We start from the raw sequence: 21,277 nt of genomic DNA, 5'->3' as shown, positions 1-21,277 counted from the left end.
GGGCGCGGGCGTGCTGCGGCTTGGCGGACACGTTGCCCACGCCTAGCGCGGCAACGGGTTGCGCGCCTTGTTATAGGGCTGCCAGTCGGTGATTTCGGGGTAATAGGTCCGCCGCCAGCGGCGCACGCGTGGGTTCATTACCCGCCGCCAGATGGGCGGCACCATCGCCGCCATGGTCATCAGTGGATAGCCATAGGGCAGTTGCGGGGCGTCCGCCTCGGTATAATTCTGCAACAGCGGAAAGCGGCGGTCGGGCTTGTAATGGTGGTCGGAATGACGTTGCAGGTTAATCAGTAGCCAGTTCGACGCCTTGTGCGCCGCGTTCCAGCTATGGCGCGGCTGGACGTGCTCGTACTTGCCATCGCCCAGATGTTTGCGGGTCAGCCCGTAATGCTCGATGTAGTTGACCAGTTCCAGCTGCCAGATGGCGACGAAGGCCTGCCAGATAAAGAGCGCGAGCCCGGTCCAGCCGCCGAGCAGAATGGCCAGCAACGCCATGAAGCCCTGCAAGGCCCAATAGCGAAAGAACGGGTTTTTCAGATCGTGCCAGGGTCGGCCCTTGCGCGCGAGCATGTCGCGCTCGGCGCGGAAGGCGGACAAGAAGCTGCCCCTGAGCACGCGCGGAAAGAAGCGGTGAAACCCCTCGTTATAGCGCGCCGTGACCGGGTCGCGCGGAGTACCTACATGGCGGTGATGGACTTGAAGATGTTCCGAGCGAAAATGCGAATAGAGCACCATCGCCAGGAGCAGGTCGCCCAAGAACCGCTCACCCCGGTCCTTTTGGTGCATCAACTCGTGGCTGTAATTGATCCCCACCGTGCCGGTGATCACCCCGACGCCGAAAAACAGCACGATGGTTTCCAGCGCCGACAGATGCGCGTCGCCGGGCCCGGTCACGTACCAGATCATCCAGAAGAGCAGCGCGAATTGCAGCGGGGCCCAGATCAGCGTGATCGCCCTGTACCAGCGTAGCTGACCCTCGGATGTGTCGAGATCGGCGTTCTCGGTGTAAAGGCCGAGGAAGGCATCGAGGATCGAGAAGAAATACCACGTCGCCACGGGCAGCAGAATCACCGTCCAACCGCCGTGTAGCGCCCCGAGAACCGCCACGGGTATGAGCAGCAGCGACATCCAGAACGGCATGGCCCGGCTGAACCGGGCGACCTGCGGGGCGGGGATCATTCAGCACCTCTATCTGGCTGTCCCGTTTGGTTCAGATTGTATCTGCAAATGCCCCCTGCGCAAGATCGAATACCTTGCGCATCACGGTGGGCAGGTGCGCGGGGCGAAAGCTGTGGTGCGGGTGGAAGGTGCCGCGTTCCGGCATGTCGTGCGGCGACACCTCTGCCACGAGAATCCTCAATCGCAGGTGAAAATGGGTGAAGGTGTGGCGCGCCTCGGCGTCGATCATGCGCCAGTCGGCCTGCATGGGGGGCGCGGGCGCGGGGGCGTCGTTCCAGTCGCTGCCGGGCCAGCCCAGCATGCCGCCCAGAAGGCCGCTGTCGGGCCGCTCCTCGAGCAGCCAGGCACCATCGCTGCGCCGGGCGACATAGGCATAGCCCAGACGCACCGGTTTGGGCTTCTTTGGCGTCTTGCGGGGCAGGTCTGCCGCGGTGCCCGCGCGGCGTGCCGCACAGGAAGCCATCCACGGGCAGATGCCGCAGGCCGGCGATTTCGGTGTGCAGATCGTCGCGCCGAGATCCATCACCGCCTGCGCGTAATCGCCGGGGCGCGATTCGGGCGTCAGCGCCGCCGCCGCTGCGGTCAGTTCCGGCTTGGCCTTGGGCAGGGGTGTGTGGATGTCGTGCAGCCGGGCCATAACCCGCTCGACATTACCATCGACCACGACCTCGGATCGGTCGAAGGCGATTGCGGCGACGGCCGCCGCCGTGTAGGGGCCGATGCCCGGCAGGTCCATCAGCCCGGTGCGGGTGCCGGGAAAGAGGCCGTCATGCTCAGCCGCGACCACCCGCGCGCATTTCAGCAGGTTCCGGGCACGAGCGTAGTAGCCAAGCCCAGCCCATTCGCCCATCACCTGCGCGTCGGGCGCCGCTGCCAGATCGGTCACGGTGGGCCAGAGCGTGGTGAACCGCTCGAAATAGGCGCGCACGGCGGCCACCGTGGTCTGTTGCAGCATCACCTCGCTCAGCCAGACGCGATAGGGGTCGGGGTGCACGCCTGCAGCGCGGTCGGCGGGCGACACGCGCCACGGCAGGTCGCGGGCATGGGCGTCATACCAGCGCAGCAAGTCATGCGGATCGGCGGCATAACGCATAGTTTATTACCCATCTCTCAATCAGGTCTGGCATCCCGGCTCACATGGCATAGATTAGCGCCGATGAGGAGGGTGCCAAGCATGGCCAGCCGAAAGCAGACGACATACGGGTTCAAGCGCACCTCGGCGCTGCTCCAGCCCAGCATTCGCCGTGCCTCAGAAACGCGGGGATTCGCGCAATCTCGCCTGCTGACCCACTGGGCCGAGATCGCGGGCGAGGATATCGCCGCTGTTGCCCGGCCTATCGAGGTGTCCTATGCCCGCCAGGGGATGGGGGCGACGCTGACCATTCTGACCACCGGCGCACAGGCCCCGATGCTGGAAATGCAAAAGGAACAGCTGCGCACACGCGTCAACGCCGTCTACGGCTACAATGCCATCTCGCGCATCCGCATCACCCAGACCGCCCCCACCGGGTTTGCCGACGGGCAGGTCGATTTCAATCACCGCGCCCCGGCCAAGGCCCCGGTTGCCCCCGCCCCGGAAACCACCCGCGCCGCTACTGAACTGGCCGCGCCGGTGAGTGATGACGGGTTGCGTATGGCGCTGGAATCCCTCGCGCGCAACGTATTAAGCAGATCGCAACGCTGAACTTTTCGAACAGACAAAGGTGAGATGATGAAACAACTGATCGCAACCGGGGCGTTGGCCCTTGCCATGCTTGCAGGCCCCGTTCAGGCGCAGGACGCCGATACCTCGAAGATCACCGAAATGACGATGGGCCCGGCGGATGCCAAGGTGACGATTATCGAATATGCCTCGTTTACCTGTCCGCATTGCGCCAATTTCCACAAGGGTCCGCTCAAGGAGTTGAAGGCCGACTATATCGACACAGACAACGTGCATTTCATCTATCGCGATGTCTATTTCGACCGGTTCGGTCTCTGGGCCTCGATGGTGGCGCGCTGCGGCGGGGAAGAGAAGTTCTTTGGCATCTCCGACATGCTCTATGAGCAGCAGCGTGAATGGACCAATGGCCAGCCCGGCGAGATCGCCGACAACCTGCGCCGGATCGGCAAGGTCGCGGGGATCGAGCCGGACGCGCTCGACGCCTGCCTGAACGACGAGACGAAGGCCAAGGCGCTGGTTGCGTGGTACCAGGAGAACGCCGAGTCGCATGAGGTGAATTCGACGCCTACGCTGATCATCAACGAGCAGAAATATTCCAACATGGCCTATGACGATCTCAAGGCCATCATTGAGGAAAAGCTGGCCGAGTGACGCCGGTTGTCACAGCCCGACGCGGCGGAGTGCCGCGTCGAGCGGGGCACTGTCCATGATCCGTAATCGCACCGGAAGACTCAGCACCTTGCGTCGAAACTCTGGCGGCAGGCGCACTGCGTCCTTTTCCGTGGTCACCAGCTGCGCGCCAAGCAGTTGTGCTTCGCGCGCCAGACGGGCCATCAGCGCGGGGGTCAGCGGCTGGTGATCCTCCAGCGCTTCGCTGCGCACCAGATCGGCCCCGAGGCCTTGCAATGTGGCGAAGAATTTCTCGGGATGTCCGATCCCGGCGAAGGCCAGCAGCCGCGCGCCGCGCCAGTCCATACCGGTCTGCAATGGCTCAATACGCGAGCGTATGTTTGGCGAGTTAATCAGGTTGCCCCATTCGACTTGAAAGGCCTTCTGCGCCGCCTGTGGCCCAATGGACAGCAGAAGGTCGGCGCGCTTCAGGCCCCCTGGAACAGGCTCGCGCAATGGCCCCGCAGGGATGCAATGCCCGTTGCCGAAGCCTTTGACCGCATCCACCACGATCAGCGACAGATCCTTGAAAAGATGAGGGTTCTGGTGGCCGTCATCCATCACGATGCAGTCGATCCGTTCGCTACTGGCCTGCGCCTGCGCCATGATTGCGCGCGCCCCCGCCGCACGGTCGCGGGCGATCCATGTCGGGGCGAAGGCGGCGGCAAGCAGCGGTTCATCACCAACATCCGTATCCGTATGGTATGCCGGGTCAACCGCCACCGGCCCGCTCAATCGCCCGCCGTGACCGCGCGACAGGATTACCGGCGTGTGCCCGCGGTTCTGCAACAGGCTGACCAGCGCCTGCACGGTCGGGGTCTTGCCGGTGCCGCCCGCATTCAGGTTGCCGACGCAGATGACCGGCACAGGGGCGCGCCAGTCGGGCGCGCGGCCCGCGCGACGCGCGGTGATCCGGCCATAGAGCCAGCCCAGAGGGGCCAGCAGCCGCGCGCGTGGATCGGGGCGCTCGGGCGAGGTGAACCAGAAACCGGGTGCCCTCATCTTGCGGCGTCCTGCCGGTCGAGACGGTCGAGCAGCATGTCCACGATCCGGTCGGTCACCGCCGCGCCCTTGGAGGCCACGTCCCACGCCGCATGCGCCATAGCGGCGGATTGATCGGGCGGCATCAGCTGTTGCACGGCACCCGACAGGGTTTCGGTGTCGCGCACGATGCGCGCGGCACCCGCCTCGGCATAACGCGAATAGCGGTGCAGGTAGCGGGCCACGTTTGGCCCGTAGAGGATGGCCGAGCCATGCGCCGCAGGTTCGTTCGGATCGCGGCCGTATTGGCCCGAGACCAGCGAGGAGCCCATGAAGGTGATCGGCGCGAGGCGATACCACAGCCCCATTTCGCCGCGCGTATCGGCGAGCACGATCTGGGTCGCCTCGGCCGGCGTCTCGCCCTCGGACCAGGTGACATAGCGCCAGCCCTCGGAATCCAGACGCTGCCGTATGGTGGCGCTGTCCGCCGGATCGTCGGGCACGATCACCAGCAGGCAGCGATGCGCGGCGCGGCTTGCCTCGCGATGCGCGCCCAGCACGATGTCAAGTTCGTCCACTTGCAGCATCGCGGCCAGCCAGACAGGACGCCCGAGCAGCAGCACGGCCATCTCCTCGCGGTCGGACATGTTGCAGGGCAGGGTCAGCGCGCCTTCCTGAAATGGCCCGGTCACGCTCACGATCCGCTCCTGTGCGCCGAGGCGGCGCACCTGCCGCGCCGCGGCGTCGCTGCGTGCGAGGATCTCGGTGAAACTGCCCAGTACGGCGCGTGGCAGATCGGGAAACCAGCGCCAGACCGGACGCTCGAGCAGCGTCTCGTCCGCATCCACCAGATAGAGCGGAATGTCCTTGCGCGCGGCGCAGACCATCAGTGCGGGTTTAAGGTCGCCGCCGGTCCAGAGGCAGATATCGGGCCGCCAGTGTTCCAGAAATGCCTCTGCGGCGGGCACGTTGTCCTCGGGGAGGGTTTGCCAGATCACCGTGCCCCCGGCGCGCCTGCGGCGCGGTTCGGGCACCGTGGCGGTCAGCACCATGTGCAGCCCGGGCCGGGTCTGGGTTAGCCGCTTGGCCAGATGGATAAGCGTGTCGGCGCGCGCCGCATCGACCGCGTGCGCCCAGATTACCGCGCCGTCGGGCCGGGGCGTCTCGGGGGGGGTGGGGGGGGGGCCGGCGCGCCGTGCATAGGCGAGATAGGCTGCAAGGCTGAGAGAGCGGGTCATGCCGTATGAGGCCGTGTGCGCGATATTCCGGGCATGGCGTGGTCCTTTTCGACTTGTGCGCAACCTATCCCGGGGGGCGTCGGCGTCAAGGCGGCGGCTTGACGACGCGCGCGTTGCGGGGCAACCAGTTAAAAGCCCGAGGAGATGCCCCGTGACAAAACCCTTTCTCATCCTGCAACTGCGCCCCGAGACCGAGGCGGCGGATGACGAATATTCCGCGATCCTGCGCAAGGGCGGGCTGGAGGCGGCGCGGAGTCATCGTATCCGGCTGGATCAGCAGGACCTGCCCGACGACCTGCGGCTGGCCGAGTATGCCGGGGTGATCGTCGGCGGCGGCCCCGGCTGTGTCAGTGATGCGCCGAACGACAAGACCCCGCAGGAGGCCCGGATCGAGGCGGCCGTGCTGTCGCTGATGCCGCGCATCACCGGCGAGGATATCCCGTTTCTGGGCTGCTGCTACGGGATTGGCATCCTTGGCAAACATCTGGGGGGCGATGTGGCCAAGCGCGCCTACGGCGAACCAGTGGGCACCGCCGATTGCATTGTCACGCCCGAGGCCGGTGACGATCCGCTGCTGGAGGGTATACCCGGTCGCTTTGCCGCCTTCGTCGGTCACAAGGAGGCTTTGCAGGACTTGCCGGAGGGCTGCGTGCATCTTGTCGCCTCGCCGACCTGTCCTTTTCAGATGGTGCGGTATGGCGCGAATGTCTACGCGACGCAGTTTCACCCCGAGGCCGATGCGGCGGGGTTCGAGACGCGCATCCGCATCTATCGGCACAAGGGTTATTTCCCGCCCGAGACCGCCGATGAACTGATCGCCATGTGCCGCGCGGCGGACGTGCATGCGCCCGAGCGTATCCTGCGCAATTTCATCACCCGCTACGCCTGAAAAGCGCCATTTGGCTTGCGCCGCCAAGGGTGGGATGCGTGCCACCGACATCGCGGCGCGTGACGTCGTAACTGTTGCGCGCGGCCACGCCATCGGCCCATTGGCCGAACCGGTCGCGCGTCCACTCGAAATGGTGGCCGGGATGGCGAAAGCGGTGCGCGGGCACGCCGAGCACCGGGTTATACTCGGCATTGGGGGTGGTAACGATGACATGCCGGGGGCGCATGTCGCCGAAGAGAGCCCGCTCCAGCCGGTTAAGATCCGCGAGCGGCAGATGCTCGATCGTCTCGACCAGACAGGCACACTCGTAACCGCGCAGGGCGGCATGCCGGGCGGTCATCGAGGCATGGGCGATTTGCACCTTGGCGCGCGCGGTGTCGGGCAGATCCTCCAGTCGACCCTGCAAGACGCGCAGGGCTGGCACGTCGAGGTCGAGCCCGGTGATCCGGGTGATCGCGGCCACGGGGGCCAGTCGCAGGATCAGATCGCCCGAACCGCAGCCGAGATCAAGCACCGTTTGCGCGCCCGTCTCTGCGATTGCCGCGATGACCGCTGTCAACCGCGCGTCGTGCAGCGCACTGGTCATGGCCCCGGCACCTGCATCAGTGCCACGTCCTTGCGCGGGATGTCGCATGACCAGCCGCGTAGCGCGGCTATATGGGCCAGCGTCGCGGCACGGTAGAAGACCACATGGGTCGCGTCCATGCGGTAGTGCCAGGTGGCAAAGCGCGCGTCCTCGGTCTGGAAGGAGGTCATCAGTGCGAGCCAGCCGCCGGGGCGGAGCATCGCGCCAAGCCGGTCGAATTCGTCAGCGGGGCTGTGGAAATGCTCGGCCGCCTCGGTGCAGGTAATGAAATCATAGCGCACATCCAGCACGCGCTTATCAGGGGCATAAAACGGATCGTAGACCGCCATGTCATGCCCGGCCTCGCGCAGCATATGCGCCAGCGCCGGGCCGGGGCCGCAGCCATAGTCGAGGCCATGCGCGCCGGGGGGCAGCCGCGCCCGCAGCGGCGCGGCGAGCCGGTCGAGAAAGCCGCAATAGCCGGGATCGTGTATGTCGTTCTGGTGCGTGTCATATTCCGCGCGCTCGGTGGTGGCGTCGGGGTAATGCACCGGGTTCAGCCCGCGCGCCTGACATTGATCGCAACGCCAGTATCCCAAGCCGTCGAACAGGCCGAAGGGTGCGGGATCAGGTGCGCGACAGACGGGGCAGGCAGGGGGCAGGAGATGTGACATGCGGCGCTTTCGCTCGGGTTCCGTCTGCCTTAGCCGGGGGCGGGGCCGGGGATCAAGCGGGGCGTGGCATGGACAGCACCGCACGGATTGCCTAAGCCTGCACCAGCGACACGGACGAGAGGATGGCATGGCAAAGCGCAAACCCTTCGAGATCGGCAGTGCTACCGTGGCCCCCGGCACCCGTGCCCGCGTCGATATTCCGGTCAGCACGCTGTCCAATCACACGCCGGTTAACCTGTCGGTCGAGGTGGTGCATGGCAAACGCGCGGGGCCGGTGATGTTCGTCTCGGCGGCGATTCACGGCGACGAGGTGATCGGGGTGGAGATCATGCGGCGGTTGCTGCGCGCCGCACCGGTCAAGTCCATGGCCGGGACGCTGCTGGCAGTGCCGATTGTCAACACGTTCGGGTTTCTCAATCATTCGCGTTACCTTCCGGACCGGCGCGATCTGAACCGGGTGTTTCCCGGGCTGAGCGAGGGGTCGATGGCGTCGCAACTGGCGCATATCTTCATGAACGAGGTGGTGATGCGCGCCGATGTGGGTATCGACCTGCATTCGGCGGCCATCCACCGCACCAACCTGCCGCAGCTTCGCCTGACGCCCGGCAATGACCGGCTGGAGGAGTTGGGGCAAGCATTCGGCGCGCCGGTTATGATGGAGTCGAAGCTGCGCGACGGCTCACTCCGGATGGCCGCCGAGGAGGCGGGTGTCGACGTGCTGCTCTACGAGGGCGGCGAGGGATTGCGGTTTGACGAATTTGCCGCGCGGGCGGGCGTGTCGGGCATTCTGCGGGTCATGCGGCATCTCAAGATGGTCGGTGCCAAGGGCGTGCCGCGCGCGAAGGGGCAGCCGGTGCGGGCGCGCAGTTCAAGCTGGTATCGCGCGCCGCGCGGCGGGCTGTTTCGCGGCTACCTCGCCGTCGGTGACGCGGTGCAGCAGGGCACGGTGCTGGGGGCGGTCGCCAATGCCTTTGGCGATATCGAGAACGAGGTCGTGGCCGAAGAGAGCGGCATCATCATCGGGCGCACCAACATGCCGGTGGTCTATGAGGGCGACGCGCTGTTTCACGTGGCCGAAACCCCCCGCGCCGAGGCCGCCGCCGAGGGCATCAGCGCACATATCGACGCGGTGCCGCTCTATGACGAGGACGAGATTATCTGATGGGTGCGGCGCGGCGCTCATGGGATCTCAACGACATGGCCCTTGGTGTGATCCGCGCCCGGATGCGCCTGCATTTCATGCTGACGACCAAGGGTGACCGGCAGGCGGTCAAGTATTTCGTCATCGGCCATCCGCGTTGCGGCACAACCTCGCTGCACCGGCTCTTTCAGGCCAATGGCCTGCGCAGCTTTCACGGTGCGCGCGACTGGCCCACCGGAAGATTCGACGCGTTTTCCGATTTCGGACAGGTCCGCCCGGTGGCCGCATATGACCGCACCTATCCCAACGCCAGGTTCATCCTGAATTTCCGGCCGCTGCGCGCGTATCTCGTCAGCATCGCCACGCATCACCAGCGTGTGTTCAGCGTGCGCAACTTTGTCAACGAGGCGTATCGGCGGGCCGACTATTTCGCCTGGGCGCTGGAGCATTTCGCGGGGCGCGACGATTTCGTTGCCGTCAATATCGAGGCACCGGGCGCGGTGCCCGCCGTCGCGGATGCTCTTGGGCTCGACGTGAGGGAACCGCCCGACGGGGTGCATCACAACCGCTCGAACCGGCCCCGGCTGAAGCAGAACGCCATCAATATTGAGGCCGCGCTTGCCGCGCTCGGGATCACCCGCGAGGCCGGGCAGGGGGGGCTCGTCTCGGCGCTGCACGGTGACCGGCAGGACCGTTTGCGCGCCGCGCGCGACAGCCTGCGCGTGGTGGGCTGAGCCGGCGGCGCTTACGTTACTTGTTCGTCGTTGTGCGGATGCAGGACAATCGACAGCATCAGCAGGCTGAACACGCATTCGTAGCTTTCCCATTTCAGCGGCAATTGCACCACTGCGATGACCAGCGTCGCCACCAGCGCAAGAATCATATGCCGCCGGTCGGCCAAGGGAATGGCAAGCCGGGTCGCGAGTCGTTGCACGCGGCTGGATCGTTCGTAGATCATGGGTAAAACAAGGAGATAGAACAGGATCGCCAGCGTCAAAACTGGACCGAACACGGTCTTCACAAGCGCCACATCGCCCAGCACGAGGTTATGCAGATTGGTTTCCTGCTGGGCATTTTTTTCAAGAAAAAAATCGCCCGGCTCCCATCCGAAGAGGCGCTGCCCCCAGGATATCTCCTCTCCCGCCGCGAAGACGAAGAGAAGCGCGTAGACCCCGCAGGCGAGTGCTGCGCCCCGCCTGTTTCTACGGCGTAAAAACATAGCGCTACGTATCAGGGCAATGGCTGTTGCCAAGAGGCCCGCGACCGTGACCCATTCCAGTGGTCCGTCCTCGGCAGCAAAGCCACGGCGAAATTCCTCGTGCAGTCCAGTGACCTGGTAGATTACCGTGAAGATCAGAACTGTATATGCCGCCCCAAAGAGCAGACCGTCGAAATAGCGCAGCCCGGACCGGTGCGCGATCATCTTTGCCGCCTCCAGCCCGAATGATTGGCATGACGGATGAAAATGGCGGTGGCAAGTAGGGCGAACACCAGCTCGTAAACCTCCCATTTGCGCGGCACGTCGAGCCCCGCCACGATCACGCTCGCAGCAACTGCGAGCCCCGCATGCCGCAATCCGGGTATCGGGACGGCAAGCCTCTCCGCGATACGGTTGATCCAGGCGATCCGTGAGTAAAAAATAGGAAAAACAACCAGATAGAACAAGATCACTGTGGTCAGGCCACTGCCGAACAGCGTCCGCGCGAGCCGATGGCCGCCCACCGTCAGGTTATGCAGGTTGGTTTCGCCCTGCGCGTTGTACGTGGCGAAGAAATCATTGCTGTTCCAGCCGAAAATGCGCTGTCCCCATGATATCTCCTCGCCCGCCGCGAACAGGAACAAGAGCGCGTAGACGACCGTCAGCGCGGCCCCGAGTCCGGGCAGCCCCCGGATCCGCCGTGCTAGCATCAGCCCCGCGACCAGCAGGAAAAGCGCCGTGGCAGTCTCGACCGGCCCGTCTTCGGCAGCGAAGACCTGCACGAAGAACGCGGGCGCGCCAATGGCAAGCATCACGCTCGCCACGAGCAGCATGGCGATTGCCCATAGCAGTAATCGCTCAGCCGTGCGCGCCGACATGATCGCGCGCCCCGGTCACGCCTCGGGCCAGTTCGCGATGATTTCCATCGCTTCGTCTGCTGTCTCGACAAAACGAAAAAGCTCGAGATCCTCGGCGCTGATCGTGCCTGCCTCCGAAAGCGCCTCCCAATTGATGATCTTGCGCCAGAACTCCTCGCCGAAGAGCAGGAACGGCACCTTGGTCATCCGGTCGGTCTGGATGAGGGTCAGCGCCTCGAAGGTCTCGTCAAGCGTGCCGAACCCGCCGGGAAAGACGCAGATGGCGCGGGCGCGCATCAGGAAATGCATCTTGCGGATGGCGAAATAGTGGAAGTTGAAGCACAGCCCCGGGGTGACATACTCATTGGGGGCCTGTTCATGCGGTAACACGATGTTGAGCCCGATCGAGGCCCCGCCGGCATCCGCCGCGCCGCGATTGCCGGCCTCCATCACGCCCGGCCCGCCGCCGGTGGCGATCACGTAGTCGCGGCCATAGGTGCTCATGGATTTCTCGGTCATCAGGCGTGAGAATTTGCGCGCCTCGTCGTAATAGCGCGAGAGATCGGCGAGGGTCTTGGTGCGCGCCGTGTCCTTGTGGGCCGGTTCCGGAATGCGCGCGCCGCCGAAGAGGACGACGGTGCTCTGGATGCCGCGCTCGTTCAGGATCATCTCGGGTTTCAGGAGTTCGAGTTGCAGGCGCACGGGGCGCAGTTCATCGCGGCATAGAAACTCATCATCGGCGAAGGCCAGACGATAGGCCGGCGCGCGGGTCTGGGCGGTATCTGGCACCTGTTCGGCGGTGGACCGGTCCGAATGGGCATCGCGGAACTGGCTCAGGCGGTCGTCTTTCATCGCATGCGATCCTTGCTTGGGTCTTTTATATCAGGCGTATAGGCTTTGAACGGGCAAGAAAAGGCAAAGAGGTGTGAGTGATGGCATGGCAGGCGTTGATTTCCGAGGCGGGCGAACGGATTGCGGGGCACGTGCGGCGCACGCCGGTCACGGGGATTGATCTGGACGGGCGTGAGGTCACGCTCAAGCTGGAGCAGATGCAGCATACCGGCAGTTTCAAGGCGCGCGGGGCGTTCAACACGCTGCTACAGGCCGAGGTGCCGGAGGCGGGGGTCGTCGCGGCCTCGGGCGGCAATCACGGTGCGGCGGTGGCCCATGCGGCGGCGGCGCTGGGGCACCGGGCGCGCATCTATGTGCCCGAGATTGCGGGCCCGGCCAAGATCGCCCTCATTCGCGCGCAGGGCGCGGATCTGACGGTGGTGCCTGGCGCCTATGCCGAGGCCGCCGACCGCGCCGCCGAATGGCAGGCCGCGACGGGGGCGATGCAGGTGCATCCCTATGATGCCGAGGCGACGGTTGCCGGGCAGGGCACGGTGATGGCGGAATGGGAGGAGCAGGGGCTGTCCGCCGATACGGTGCTGATCGCGGTGGGCGGTGGCGGGCTGATTGCCGGCGCGCTGGGCTGGCTGGAGGGGCGGCGCAAGGTTGTGGCGGTGGAACCGGAGACATCTTGCGCGTTGCATGCTGCGCTGGCGGCCGGTGGACCGGTCGATGTAGAGGTGTCGGGGGTCGCGGCCAACGCGCTTGGGGCGCGACGGATCGGGGATATCTGCCATGGTCTGGCGCAGGCGCAGGGTATCGAGAGTGTCCTGGTGCCTGATGCGGCGATTACCGATGCGCAGGCGGTGTTGTGGCGCGAAATGCGGCAATTGGTGGAGCCTGCAGGGGCCACCGCCCTTGCCGCGCTCTTGTGCGGTGCCTATGTCCCCGAGCCGGGCGAGCGAGTCGCGGTGCTGGTCTGCGATGGCAACATCGCCCCTGATCCGCTGGCCTGACCGATGGGTCCGCTGGACAGTGGATGCGCACGGCGATAGGAGAGCCGGATGGCCAAGGCAAAGGAAAATCCGAATTACAAGGTGATCGCCGAGAACCGGCGGGCGCGGTTTGATTATGCCATCGAGGACGATCTGGAATGCGGTATCATCCTGGAAGGCTCGGAGGTGAAATCGCTGCGCGTCAACAGCGCCAATATCGCCGAGAGCTATGCGATGGTCGAGAATGGCGAGTTGTGGCTGGTGAATTCCTATATCGCGCCCTACGAACAGGCCAAGACATTCGGCCATGACGAAAAGCGGCGGCGCAAGTTGCTGGCGTCTAAAAAGGAGCTGTCCAAGCTCTGGAGCGAAACGCAGCGCAAAGGCATGACGCTGGTGCCGCTGGTGCTGTATTTCAATCATCGCGGCATTGCCAAGCTCAAGATTGGGATCGCCAAGGGCAAGAAGAACCACGACAAGCGGGCGACCGATGCCAAGCGCGACTGGAACCGGCAGAAGCAGAGATTGCTGAAAGAGGGGCTGTGAGCGGAGACGCGTCCCGGTCCCTGGAATATCGGAGGAGCATGGCATGGAATTGATCCTGAGCCTGATCGCCGGGGCCGTGGGGGGCAATGTCGCGGGTGGCCTGCTGAAGCCGCGGAGCCTTGGCACCATTGGTAACTCGCTGGCGGGTGTCATAGGCGGCGCGATGGCCGCCTATCTCATGGCGATGGCCGGGGCGGGCGATCTGGCGGGGCTGGCCGGTGGCGGTGATACGGGCGTTCTGACAGCTGCGATTGTCACGGGGGCCGTGGGCGGGGGCGCGGTGATGCAGGTCCTCGGGATGATCCGCAAAATGCTGTTCAGGTAAGTGTTGCGCCGGGCCGCGTGCGGCGGTGGCCGGTCTTGCCCTCTGCGCCGTCAGACTGTAGTCAGACAAGGTCTAAACCCGGGGGGCGCATATGGCCACTGATGATCCGAAAACCCTTGTTTCCACCGATTGGCTGGCGGCCCATATGAAGGACCCCGACCTGCGCATACTCGACGGCACCATGTTCATGGCCGCCGAGGGCCGCGACGGGCGCGCCGAATACGAGGCCGGGCATATTCCCGGCGCGCGGTTTTTCGATATCGACGAGATCAGCGATGCGCGCTCTGACTTGCCGCATATGGCCCCGCCGGTCGAGAAATTCATGTCGAAGCTGCGTGCGATGGGCGTGGGCGACGGCCATCAGGTGGTGGTCTATGACGCCAAGGGGCTGTTTTCCGCCGCGCGGGTCTGGTGGCTGTTCCGGCTGATGGGTCAAGAGAACATCGCCGTTCTGGATGGCGGGTTTCCGAAATGGCAGGCCGAGGAGCGCGCCATCGAGGATATGCCGCCGGTGATCCGCGACCGGCACATGATGGTGCGGCGTCAGAACCACATGATCAAGGATGTCACGCAGGTCTCGGCCGCCGCCAAGCTGGGGGATTATGAAATCCTCGATGCCCGCGCTGCCACGCGCTATCGCGGCGAAGCGCCGGAACCGCGCGCAGGGCTGCGCAGCGGCCATATTCCGGGATCGAAGAACGTGCCCTATACCTCGCTTTTGAACGAGGACATGACGATGAAGGACCCCGACGACTTGCGCGCAATCCTTGCCGCTGCCGGGGTCGATATGACCAAGCCGGTCATCACCACCTGCGGCTCTGGCGTGACCGCGGCGGTGATCAATCTGGCGCTGGAGCGGATCGGCAAGACCGATCACGCGCTCTATGACGGGTCATGGACCGAATGGGGCGCGTTTCCGACGCTGCCCGTCGCCACTGGAGAGGCATGATGTTCGAGAAACTCAAGGAAAAACCGGCAGACAAGATCCTGGCGCTGGGCCAAGCCTATCGCGAAGACCCGCGCGAGACCAAGATCGACCTTGGCGTCGGTGTCTACAAGACGCCCGAGGGCGTGACCCCGATCATGCGCGCGGTCAAGACCGCCGAAAAGCAGCTTTGGGAGATCGAGAGCACGAAAGCCTATACCGCGCTGGCTGGCGATCCCGCGTTTACGGATGCGATGGTGGGCCTGGTTCTGGGCGACGCGGTGGCGCGTGATCAGGTGTCGACCATCGCCACGCCCGGTGGCACGGGGGCGGTGCGGCAGGCGTTCGAACTGGTCCGGATGGTGAACCCCGGCGCGCGGGTTTTCGTGTCGGACCCGACATGGCCCAATCACCTTAGTATTCTTGCGCATCTGGGTATGGAGGTGGTGAATTATCGGTATTTTGACAGCGCCACCTGTGCCGTCGATTTCGCCGGGATGCTGACCGATCTGGAAGGCGTGCGCGCGGGCGATGTGGTGCTGCTGCATGGCTGCTGCCACAACCCGACCGGGGCCAACCTGAACATGACCGAATGGGCGGCGGTGGTGGAACTGCTGAACGCCAAAGGCGCGCTGCCGATGATCGACATCGCCTATCAGGGCTTTGGCGACGGGCTGGAGGAGGACGCGGCGGCGGTGCGGTTCGTCGCGGCGAACTGCCCCGAGATGCTGATCGCGGCAAGCTGTTCCAAGAATTTCGGCATTTACCGCGAGCGCACCGGCATCCTGATGGCGGTGGCGCAGGATGCGACGCTTGGCAAGGTGACGCAGGGCAATCTCGCCTATCTCAACCGGCAGAACTATTCCTTTCCGCCCGATCATGGCGCGCGGCTGGTGAGCATGGTTCTGACCGACCCGGACCTGCGCGCCGACTGGCAGTCGGAACTGGAGGATGTGAGGCTTGGCATGCTGAAACTGCGCGAGCAATTGGCGGGCGAGTTGCAGCGGCTGTCGGGGTCTGACCGGTTCGGGTTCATCGCGCAGCATCGGGGCATGTTCTCGCGGCTGGGGGCGACGCCCGAGCAGGTTGAGCGACTGCGAGAGGACCATGCGATTTACATGATCGGTGACAGCCGGATCAATATTGCCGGGCTCAACTCCGATACCGTGCCGATCCTCGCCCGGGCGATGATCGACGTCGGCGTCTAGGGCTCAGGGCAGAGCGGGGCGGGCAGGCATGTGACGCAAGAAGTCGTCTTCATCTGTCGCAGGCGCCTCTGGCGTGCCGGGTCCAAGATCATGCGCTGCGATCAGCTGGCCGATATCGGGCGGCGGCATCTGGGGGATCGGTACACATTTGCGGTGCGGGCGTTGCCCAAACTGGAAACCGAGGCCGGGGCGCATGCCTTTGCCGAGAGCCTGACGGGGCGGATAGTGATCCTGCTCAAGGGCACCGGGGCGATCCTGGGCGAGGCGGGCATGGAGATGCTGCGCGGCCGGACGCGGGGCGTTGCCATCGACTACGTGGATGCGCGCGCCCGGGACTGCTTTTCGCCCCACGCCGATCTGCACATTGCGGCCTCGCGCAAGGGCGAGGCGATATTGAACCGGGTTCTGGCGCGCCGGGGCGCGGGGGATGGGCGCGCGGGTGTCGCGCATCTGACGCATCATTATGATCCGCGCCTTGTCGGGCGGCAGATGGACGGCCCGGGTGGCCTGCGGGCTGCCTATCTGGGTCATCCGCGCAACATCTACGTTCCCGATGTCATCGCGGCGTATGTCACGCGGATCGACGCGGGTGGTGAGGGCGGGATCGAGGCCGGGTTCGACCGGCTGTGCGGGTTCAACCTGCATTACGCGATCCGCCCGCCGGATCATGCGCAGACGCTGGCGCGCGACCTTGCGAAACCGTTTACCAAGGGGTTCACCGCCGCCGCCTTCGGGGCCAATGTGATGGTGACGCGCGACACCGATGATGCGGAGTTTTATCTAGGCCGGGATTATCCGTTTCTGGTCGAGAATCATGCGCCCGCCACGATATCCGAGGCGTTCGCGCGGGCGCAGGGCATCTACGATACTGCCGAATGGCACGAGGCGCGCGACCGGATGCGCCACCTGCGCGATCTGTCGGCACCTGCGCAGGTGGCGCGCGAGTTGGATGTGATCCTGTCGCGGCTGATGGTGCGCGATGTGGTGGGATTGCCGAAAACAAAAGGGGCGACCCCTGTGAGCCGCCCCCCGGTTTGAGTGCGCTGCACGCTTACTTCGGCATGATCACCCCGTCGATGACGTGAATGACACCGTTGCTGGCCTCGATATCGGCCTGCACCACGTTGACGCCATCGACGGTTACACCGCCCTCGGTGCCGATGGTGACCTCACCGCCCTGCACGGTGGCGGCAATCATGCCGTCGCTGAGGTCGCCCGACATGACCTTGGCCGGCACCACATGGTAGGTGAGGATCGCGGTCAACTTGTCCTTGTTCTCGGGCTTGAGCAGGTCTTCGACCGTGCCTTCGGGCAGCGCCGCGAAGGCCTCGTTGGTCGGAGCGAAGACGGTGAACGGGCCTTTGCCCTTGAGCGTCTCGACAAGGTTTGCGGCCTGCACGGCGGCGACGAGGGTCGAGAAGTTATCATTGCCTGCGGCGATGTCGACGATGTCCTTGGAGTGGTCATCGGCGAAGGCGGGGCCTGCCATCAGGGTGGCTGCGGTCAGGGCGAGATAGGTTCTGCGAAACATCTGTGTAGTCTCCTTTTGAGCAACAGTTTCAAGTGATGCCTGCGTGGCATCATGGCAGGACTTACGCGCCGAATGTGCGGTCGGTTCACAGGGGATTTCCGCCGATGCGATTTGACGAAAGCGGGCGTTTCGCTAAGCTAAGCTGCTTTGTAACATCCAGTCACGTTTTTGTGTTCTTGCGGAGAATCGCCTGTGTTTCAGGGGCGTTTCAAACGGGCTGTCCTGCCATTGCACCGCCCGCGGGCAATTGGCCCGAATGGCGTGATAACGCTTTGTCACAGGCCCGTGCCTCGTGATTTCGCTGCTTGCCTGCCCTCCGCGAAAAGCGCAGTTTGCGAGGTAACAGCCCGCCTGCGGGATATTGGATCATTGGAGATTTTCAAATGGGGTATGTGACGCAGATCCTCGAGGTTCTGGCGCTTTTGTTCGTTTTGCTTCTGGGGGCCGTGGTCTTTGTCGCGGTGCTTTTCTACATCCTCGACAAGACGCAGCCCGGCGACGCGATCCGGCGCAATTACCCGGTGATCGGGCGGTTTCGCGGGCTGTTCACCAAGCTGGGCGAATTCTTTCGGCAATATTTCTTTGCCATGGACCGCGAGGAGATGCCGTTCAACCGCGCGCAGCGCGATTGGGTCAGCCACGCGACCAGGGGCAAGGGCAATACCATCGCCTTTGGTTCGACCCGCAATCTCGGGGTGCCGGGCACGCCGATTTTCGTGCCTGCCGCCTTTCCGCCGCTCGACGGTCAATTCGCGGCGACGGCCCCGATGGAAATCGGGCCGACGGCGGCCATTCCCTACAAGGCCAAGTCGATCTTCAATGTCTCGGGCATGAGCTATGGCGCGATCTCGCGCCCGGCGGTCGAGGCATTGAGCCGGGGCGCGGCCAAGGCGGGCATCTGGCTCAATACCGGCGAAGGCGGGGTCAGCTCGTTTCATCTCAAGGGGGGCTGCGATCTGGTCTATCAGATCGGCACGGCCAAATATGGCGTGCGCGATGCACAGGGCATGCTGAGCGATGACCGGCTGCGCGAGGTGTCCGATAATCCGTGTATCAAGATGTTCGAGTTGAAGTTGGCGCAGGGGGCCAAACCCGGCAAGGGCGGTATCCTTCCCGGCGAGAAGGTCAATTCCGAGATCGCCGAGATCCGTGGCATCGAGATCGGCAAGGACAGCATTTCGCCCAATCGCCACGCCGAGATCAACGATTTCGGCGAGTTGCTCGACATGATCGTGCATATCCGCGAGGTGACGGGCCGTCCTGTCGGCTTCAAGACGGTCGTCGGATCGTCGGAGGCGTGGGAGGCGATGTTTGAATTGATCGTCGCGCGCGGTACTGACTGCGCGCCCGATTTCATCACCATTGACGGCGGCGAGGGCGGCACCGGGGCGGCACCCATGCCGTTGATGGATCTGGTCGGCATGCCGATCCGCGACGCCCTGCCGCGCATGGTGGATTTGCGTGACCGCTACGGGCTCAAGGAGCGGATCCGCATGATCGCGAGCGGCAAGCTGATCAACCCCGGTGACGTGGCATGGGCGCTCTGTGCGGGGGCGGATTTCGTCACCTCGGCGCGCGGCTTCATGTTCTCGCTGGGCTGTATCCAGGCGCTGAAATGCAATCGCAACACCTGCCCCACCGGCATCACCACCCACGATCCGTACCTGCAACGCGGGCTGGTTGTCGAGGACAAGTATCTCAAGGTCGCCAACTACGCGCAATCAGTGATCAAGGAGGTCGAGATGATCGCGCATTCCGTGGGCGTGGCCGAACCGAGGCTGATGCGGCGGCGGCATGTGCGGCTGGTGCAGGCCGATGGCACCTCGATTCCCTTCAACAAGATCCGGCCAAGCTACAACCCGGACGCGGGCTTGTGATCTGGTGATCTGAAACCCTTGGCTGGCATGATGCGCGACTGTCTCTATATGGTGAAGGACAGATCAGGAGGACGACATGGCCAACCGTTGGACAAATACGCTACGCGAGCGTGACGTGACCCCCGAGGGCGTCTATCTCAACCGCCGACAGATGATCGCGGGGGCGGCGGGCCTTGGCCTCATCGGCGGGGCCGGGGGGGCGCAGGCGCAGAACGGTGCGCTGGAGCCCAATACCTGGGAGGATATCACCAGCTACAACAACTATTACGAGTTCGGCACCGACAAGGGCGACCCGGCCCGCTATGCCGACGCGCTGACCATCGAGCCCTGGAGCGTGCGCATCGACGGGCTGGTGGACAAGCCCGGCGATTACGCCTTTGACGAGATCATGGCGAAGATGACGGTCGAGGAGCGGCTCTACAGGTTCCGCTGTGTAGAGGCGTGGTCGATGGTGGTGCCGTGGAACGGCTTTGAGTTGGCGGATCTGCTGAACCTTGCCGGTGTGCAATCTGGCGCGAAATACGTGGCCCTTGAGACCGCGCTGCGCCCCGAGGAAATGCCCGGCGTTGCCTACCCGGTGCTTGACTGGCCCTATGTCGAAGGCCTGCGGCTCGATGAGGCGATGCACCCGCTGACGATCATGGCGACGGGTATCTATGGCCGCGCCATCCCCAACCAGAACGGCGCGCCGCTGCGCCTGATCGTGCCGTGGAAATACGGCTTCAAGTCGATTAAGTCGGTGGTCCGGATCACCCTCACCGACGCAGAGCCGCCGACCAGCTGGAACAAGGCCAATGTCCGCGAATACGGGTTCTATTCCAACGTGAATCCCGAGGTGGATCATCCGCGCTGGTCACAGGCCACCGAGCGTCGCATCGGCGGCGGGCTGTTCTCGCCGCGCATTCCGACGCAGATGTTCAACGGCTACGGCGAAGAGGTGGCGGCGCTCTATGAGGGCATGGACCTGACCAAGAAATTCTGATGATGGCGGACCGGATCAACGCCGTGGCGCGGCGCGTGCCGGTCTGGTCGGTGTGGCTCGTTCTGTTGGTGCCTGCGGTCTGGACATTCTGGCTCGGCCTGACAGGGGGGCTCGGCGCAGAGCCGATCAAGGCGTTGGAGCGGGAACTGGGGGAGGTTGCGTTACAGCTTCTGGTGCTGGGCCTCTGCATCACGCCGCTGAGGCGGGTCCTGGGCATCAACCTGATCCGGTTTCGCCGGGCGATCGGTCTGCTGGCATTTACCTATGTGGGACTGCATCTGCTGGTCTGGCTGGTGCTCGACGTACAGATCCCGGCGCAGATCTGGGCCGATATCGTCAAACGGCCCTATGTGACGGTGGGGTTCACCGCGTTTCTGTTGACGATTCCGCTGGCTCTGACCTCGAATGACCGGTCGCTGCGCCGTCTTGGGCCACGGTGGCGGCAACTGCACAAGCTGACTTACGCGGTGGCGGTGCTGGGTGCGGTGCATTTCATCTGGCTGAGCAAGGGGTTTCAGATCGAGCCGCTGATCTATCTGATGGTGATTCTGGGGCTACTGGCGCTGCGTCTGCGGGCAAAGCGGCGGGCTCAGCGCGCGTGAATCGGTCGGCATGAGCAGAAATCTTGCCGGGAATCCGGGGCAAATCACGCTCTGTTGGGGATAACGCTGTGGATAACCCTATATGTAGAAATGGCGGTGAAATCTCTCCCGAAATAAAGTTGCGCTCGCCGCTTTGAAATCGACGTTAATTTCCCTTAACCTCTTAAAATCAGGTCAAAATCCGCTTCTGTGAAAAAAACATGACGAAAGGCAAAAAAACCTCTTGCGACTCTTTGGGGCTAACCGTAAAAGCCCCTTCACCGGCGGCGCCGATGTGCTTCTGGGACGCGGACCGGACTGAGGCGGATGTCTTGAGAGGGGAAGCGGTTAGAAATATCTGAGGTATGATTGGCGGGTTGCGCTAGGTAGATTGGCGCTTCCGGTTGGTTTTGCTTCGA

24 protein-coding genes are annotated in these 21,277 nt (G+C 64.3%); 14 read left to right on the top strand and 10 right to left on the bottom strand.

From position 1 onward, the window contains the following. Positions 1–42: 42 nt before the first annotated feature. Together BHD06_RS07345 and mutY are read right to left on the bottom strand one after the other, a co-directional pair. Positions 43–1,182, bottom strand: coding sequence for an alkane 1-monooxygenase (locus tag BHD06_RS07345; RefSeq protein ID WP_080456353.1), 1,140 nt, complete (start codon positions 1,180–1,182; stop codon positions 43–45). Between the two features lie 31 nt (positions 1,183–1,213). Then, positions 1,214–2,275, bottom strand: coding sequence for an A/G-specific adenine glycosylase (gene mutY, locus BHD06_RS07340; RefSeq protein ID WP_080456352.1), 1,062 nt, complete (start codon positions 2,273–2,275; stop codon positions 1,214–1,216). Positions 2,276–2,356: 81 nt separating this feature from the next. Here mutY and BHD06_RS07335 point away from each other — a divergent pair, with 81 nt between their 5' ends. Beyond that, a complete protein-coding gene (locus BHD06_RS07335; RefSeq protein WP_080456351.1) occupies positions 2,357–2,866 on the top strand; it encodes a DUF721 domain-containing protein in 510 nt (169 codons plus the stop codon). Between the two features lie 27 nt (positions 2,867–2,893). Then, the gene (locus BHD06_RS07330; protein WP_080456350.1) at positions 2,894–3,496 is read left to right on the top strand and encodes a DsbA family protein; all 603 of its coding nucleotides are present in this window, start codon (positions 2,894–2,896) and stop codon (positions 3,494–3,496) included. A 9-nt stretch (positions 3,497–3,505) separates the two neighbouring features. Here the strand turns inward: BHD06_RS07330 and lpxK are convergent, their stop codons facing one another. Both lpxK and BHD06_RS07320 read right to left on the bottom strand, forming a co-directional pair. Then, positions 3,506–4,516 (bottom strand): tetraacyldisaccharide 4'-kinase, encoded by a 1,011-nt coding sequence (lpxK, locus tag BHD06_RS07325; protein ID WP_080456349.1) that lies wholly within the window; start codon positions 4,514–4,516, stop codon positions 3,506–3,508. Next, a complete protein-coding gene (locus tag BHD06_RS07320; RefSeq protein WP_080456348.1) occupies positions 4,513–5,733 on the bottom strand; it encodes a 3-deoxy-D-manno-octulosonic acid transferase in 1,221 nt (406 codons plus the stop codon). The genes lpxK and BHD06_RS07320 overlap by 4 nt, the downstream gene beginning before the upstream one ends. 151 nt (positions 5,734–5,884) lie before the next feature. Here BHD06_RS07320 and BHD06_RS07315 point away from each other — a divergent pair, with 151 nt between their 5' ends. Next, positions 5,885–6,622 (top strand): glutamine amidotransferase, encoded by a 738-nt coding sequence (locus tag BHD06_RS07315; RefSeq protein ID WP_254892338.1) that lies wholly within the window; start codon positions 5,885–5,887, stop codon positions 6,620–6,622. Here BHD06_RS07315 and BHD06_RS07310 read toward each other — a convergent pair. Continuing rightward, on the bottom strand, positions 6,606–7,208 hold the full coding sequence (locus BHD06_RS07310; RefSeq protein WP_080456346.1) for a methyltransferase domain-containing protein: 603 nt from the start codon (positions 7,206–7,208) through the stop codon (positions 6,606–6,608). The two genes, BHD06_RS07315 and BHD06_RS07310, sit on opposite strands and share 17 nt — an antisense overlap. Further along, the gene (locus BHD06_RS07305) at positions 7,205–7,861 is read right to left on the bottom strand and encodes a class I SAM-dependent methyltransferase (protein WP_080456345.1); all 657 of its coding nucleotides are present in this window, start codon (positions 7,859–7,861) and stop codon (positions 7,205–7,207) included. Before BHD06_RS07305 ends, BHD06_RS07310 begins: the two co-directional genes overlap by 4 nt. A 127-nt stretch (positions 7,862–7,988) precedes the next feature. Here BHD06_RS07305 and BHD06_RS07300 point away from each other — a divergent pair, with 127 nt between their 5' ends. Together BHD06_RS07300 and BHD06_RS07295 are read left to right on the top strand one after the other, a co-directional pair. Beyond that, positions 7,989–9,023, top strand: coding sequence for a succinylglutamate desuccinylase/aspartoacylase family protein (locus BHD06_RS07300; RefSeq protein ID WP_080456344.1), 1,035 nt, complete (start codon positions 7,989–7,991; stop codon positions 9,021–9,023). Then, positions 9,023–9,736 carry a hypothetical protein gene (locus BHD06_RS07295; protein WP_080456343.1) on the top strand — a complete coding sequence of 238 codons (714 nt, stop codon included), beginning with the start codon at positions 9,023–9,025 and terminating at the stop codon, positions 9,734–9,736. Before BHD06_RS07300 ends, BHD06_RS07295 begins: the two co-directional genes overlap by 1 nt. Before the next feature lie 11 nt (positions 9,737–9,747). Here BHD06_RS07295 and BHD06_RS07290 read toward each other — a convergent pair whose 3' ends face one another. Genes BHD06_RS07290 through BHD06_RS07280 form a run of 3 tightly spaced genes read right to left on the bottom strand, consistent with a single transcriptional unit; the run spans position 9,748 to position 11,909 of the window. Continuing rightward, positions 9,748–10,425, bottom strand: coding sequence for a hypothetical protein (locus BHD06_RS07290; protein ID WP_080456342.1), 678 nt, complete (start codon positions 10,423–10,425; stop codon positions 9,748–9,750). Then, positions 10,422–11,078 (bottom strand): hypothetical protein, encoded by a 657-nt coding sequence (locus BHD06_RS07285; RefSeq protein WP_139784660.1) that lies wholly within the window; start codon positions 11,076–11,078, stop codon positions 10,422–10,424. The genes BHD06_RS07290 and BHD06_RS07285 overlap by 4 nt, the downstream gene beginning before the upstream one ends. Positions 11,079–11,093: 15 nt before the next feature. Further along, complete coding sequence (locus BHD06_RS07280; RefSeq protein ID WP_080456340.1) at positions 11,094–11,909, bottom strand: LOG family protein; 816 nt, start codon at positions 11,907–11,909, stop codon at positions 11,094–11,096. A gap of 80 nt (positions 11,910–11,989) precedes the next feature. Between BHD06_RS07280 and BHD06_RS07275 the strand changes: the two genes are divergently transcribed. From BHD06_RS07275 to BHD06_RS07250, 6 genes are all read left to right on the top strand, one after another. Further along, complete coding sequence (locus tag BHD06_RS07275; protein ID WP_080456339.1) at positions 11,990–12,904, top strand: serine/threonine dehydratase; 915 nt, start codon at positions 11,990–11,992, stop codon at positions 12,902–12,904. Between the two features lie 48 nt (positions 12,905–12,952). After that, positions 12,953–13,429 carry an SsrA-binding protein SmpB gene (gene smpB, locus BHD06_RS07270; protein WP_080456338.1) on the top strand — a complete coding sequence of 159 codons (477 nt, stop codon included), beginning with the start codon at positions 12,953–12,955 and terminating at the stop codon, positions 13,427–13,429. Between the two features lie 43 nt (positions 13,430–13,472). Continuing rightward, positions 13,473–13,754, top strand: a complete 282-nt coding sequence (locus BHD06_RS07265) for a hypothetical protein (protein ID WP_080456337.1) — start codon at positions 13,473–13,475, stop codon at positions 13,752–13,754. 91 nt (positions 13,755–13,845) lie between these two features. Next, on the top strand, positions 13,846–14,703 hold the full coding sequence (sseA, locus tag BHD06_RS07260) for a 3-mercaptopyruvate sulfurtransferase (protein ID WP_080456336.1): 858 nt from the start codon (positions 13,846–13,848) through the stop codon (positions 14,701–14,703). Beyond that, a complete protein-coding gene (locus tag BHD06_RS07255) occupies positions 14,703–15,887 on the top strand; it encodes an amino acid aminotransferase (protein WP_080456335.1) in 1,185 nt (394 codons plus the stop codon). Before sseA ends, BHD06_RS07255 begins: the two co-directional genes overlap by 1 nt. Before the next feature lie 90 nt (positions 15,888–15,977). Then, positions 15,978–16,925: a hypothetical protein gene (locus tag BHD06_RS07250; RefSeq protein WP_139784659.1), complete on the top strand. Its 948-nt coding sequence runs from the start codon at positions 15,978–15,980 to the stop codon at positions 16,923–16,925. A 13-nt stretch (positions 16,926–16,938) separates the two neighbouring features. Here the strand turns inward: BHD06_RS07250 and BHD06_RS07245 are convergent, their stop codons facing one another. Beyond that, positions 16,939–17,418: a fasciclin domain-containing protein gene (locus tag BHD06_RS07245; protein ID WP_080456333.1), complete on the bottom strand. Its 480-nt coding sequence runs from the start codon at positions 17,416–17,418 to the stop codon at positions 16,939–16,941. A gap of 383 nt (positions 17,419–17,801) precedes the next feature. Here BHD06_RS07245 and BHD06_RS07240 point away from each other — a divergent pair, with 383 nt between their 5' ends. The 3 genes from BHD06_RS07240 (at position 17,802) to msrQ (ending at position 20,879) form a co-directional block, all read left to right on the top strand. After that, complete coding sequence (locus tag BHD06_RS07240; RefSeq protein ID WP_080456332.1) at positions 17,802–19,295, top strand: FMN-binding glutamate synthase family protein; 1,494 nt, start codon at positions 17,802–17,804, stop codon at positions 19,293–19,295. A gap of 76 nt (positions 19,296–19,371) precedes the next feature. Further along, positions 19,372–20,277 carry a protein-methionine-sulfoxide reductase catalytic subunit MsrP gene (msrP, locus tag BHD06_RS07235; protein ID WP_080456331.1) on the top strand — a complete coding sequence of 302 codons (906 nt, stop codon included), beginning with the start codon at positions 19,372–19,374 and terminating at the stop codon, positions 20,275–20,277. Continuing rightward, complete coding sequence (msrQ, locus tag BHD06_RS07230) at positions 20,277–20,879, top strand: protein-methionine-sulfoxide reductase heme-binding subunit MsrQ (RefSeq protein ID WP_080456330.1); 603 nt, start codon at positions 20,277–20,279, stop codon at positions 20,877–20,879. Before msrP ends, msrQ begins: the two co-directional genes overlap by 1 nt. The last annotated feature ends 398 nt before the right edge of the window (positions 20,880–21,277 follow it).

The sequence above is a fragment of the Roseovarius sp. A-2 genome (assembly GCF_002072155.1).
Taxonomy (GTDB): domain Bacteria; phylum Pseudomonadota; class Alphaproteobacteria; order Rhodobacterales; family Rhodobacteraceae; genus Roseovarius.
Note: the sequence above shows the minus strand (reverse complement) of the source record. Positions and strands in the feature narration are given on the sequence as shown.

Bases quoted from the DNA above. Each gene is read 5' to 3' on its own strand.
- BHD06_RS07345 (WP_080456353.1), bottom strand. From the start codon at position 1,182: ATGATCCCCGCCCCGCAGGTCGCCCGGTTCAGCCGGGCCATGCCGTTC.
- mutY (WP_080456352.1), bottom strand. From the start codon at position 2,275: ATGCGTTATGCCGCCGATCCGCATGACTTGCTGCGCTGGTATGACGCC.
- BHD06_RS07335 (WP_080456351.1), top strand. From the start codon at position 2,357: ATGGCCAGCCGAAAGCAGACGACATACGGGTTCAAGCGCACCTCGGCG.
- BHD06_RS07330 (WP_080456350.1), top strand. From the start codon at position 2,894: ATGAAACAACTGATCGCAACCGGGGCGTTGGCCCTTGCCATGCTTGCA.
- lpxK (WP_080456349.1), bottom strand. From the start codon at position 4,516: ATGAGGGCACCCGGTTTCTGGTTCACCTCGCCCGAGCGCCCCGATCCA.
- BHD06_RS07320 (WP_080456348.1), bottom strand. From the start codon at position 5,733: ATGACCCGCTCTCTCAGCCTTGCAGCCTATCTCGCCTATGCACGGCGC.
- BHD06_RS07310 (WP_080456346.1), bottom strand. From the start codon at position 7,208: ATGACCAGTGCGCTGCACGACGCGCGGTTGACAGCGGTCATCGCGGCA.
- BHD06_RS07305 (WP_080456345.1), bottom strand. From the start codon at position 7,861: ATGTCACATCTCCTGCCCCCTGCCTGCCCCGTCTGTCGCGCACCTGAT.
- BHD06_RS07300 (WP_080456344.1), top strand. From the start codon at position 7,989: ATGGCAAAGCGCAAACCCTTCGAGATCGGCAGTGCTACCGTGGCCCCC.
- BHD06_RS07295 (WP_080456343.1), top strand. From the start codon at position 9,023: ATGGGTGCGGCGCGGCGCTCATGGGATCTCAACGACATGGCCCTTGGT.
- BHD06_RS07290 (WP_080456342.1), bottom strand. From the start codon at position 10,425: ATGATCGCGCACCGGTCCGGGCTGCGCTATTTCGACGGTCTGCTCTTT.
- BHD06_RS07285 (WP_139784660.1), bottom strand. From the start codon at position 11,078: ATGTCGGCGCGCACGGCTGAGCGATTACTGCTATGGGCAATCGCCATG.
- BHD06_RS07280 (WP_080456340.1), bottom strand. From the start codon at position 11,909: ATGAAAGACGACCGCCTGAGCCAGTTCCGCGATGCCCATTCGGACCGG.
- BHD06_RS07275 (WP_080456339.1), top strand. From the start codon at position 11,990: ATGGCATGGCAGGCGTTGATTTCCGAGGCGGGCGAACGGATTGCGGGG.
- smpB (WP_080456338.1), top strand. From the start codon at position 12,953: ATGGCCAAGGCAAAGGAAAATCCGAATTACAAGGTGATCGCCGAGAAC.
- BHD06_RS07265 (WP_080456337.1), top strand. From the start codon at position 13,473: ATGGAATTGATCCTGAGCCTGATCGCCGGGGCCGTGGGGGGCAATGTC.
- sseA (WP_080456336.1), top strand. From the start codon at position 13,846: ATGGCCACTGATGATCCGAAAACCCTTGTTTCCACCGATTGGCTGGCG.
- BHD06_RS07255 (WP_080456335.1), top strand. From the start codon at position 14,703: ATGTTCGAGAAACTCAAGGAAAAACCGGCAGACAAGATCCTGGCGCTG.
- BHD06_RS07250 (WP_139784659.1), top strand. From the start codon at position 15,978: ATGCGCTGCGATCAGCTGGCCGATATCGGGCGGCGGCATCTGGGGGAT.
- BHD06_RS07245 (WP_080456333.1), bottom strand. From the start codon at position 17,418: ATGTTTCGCAGAACCTATCTCGCCCTGACCGCAGCCACCCTGATGGCA.
- BHD06_RS07240 (WP_080456332.1), top strand. From the start codon at position 17,802: ATGGGGTATGTGACGCAGATCCTCGAGGTTCTGGCGCTTTTGTTCGTT.
- msrP (WP_080456331.1), top strand. From the start codon at position 19,372: ATGGCCAACCGTTGGACAAATACGCTACGCGAGCGTGACGTGACCCCC.
- msrQ (WP_080456330.1), top strand. From the start codon at position 20,277: ATGATGGCGGACCGGATCAACGCCGTGGCGCGGCGCGTGCCGGTCTGG.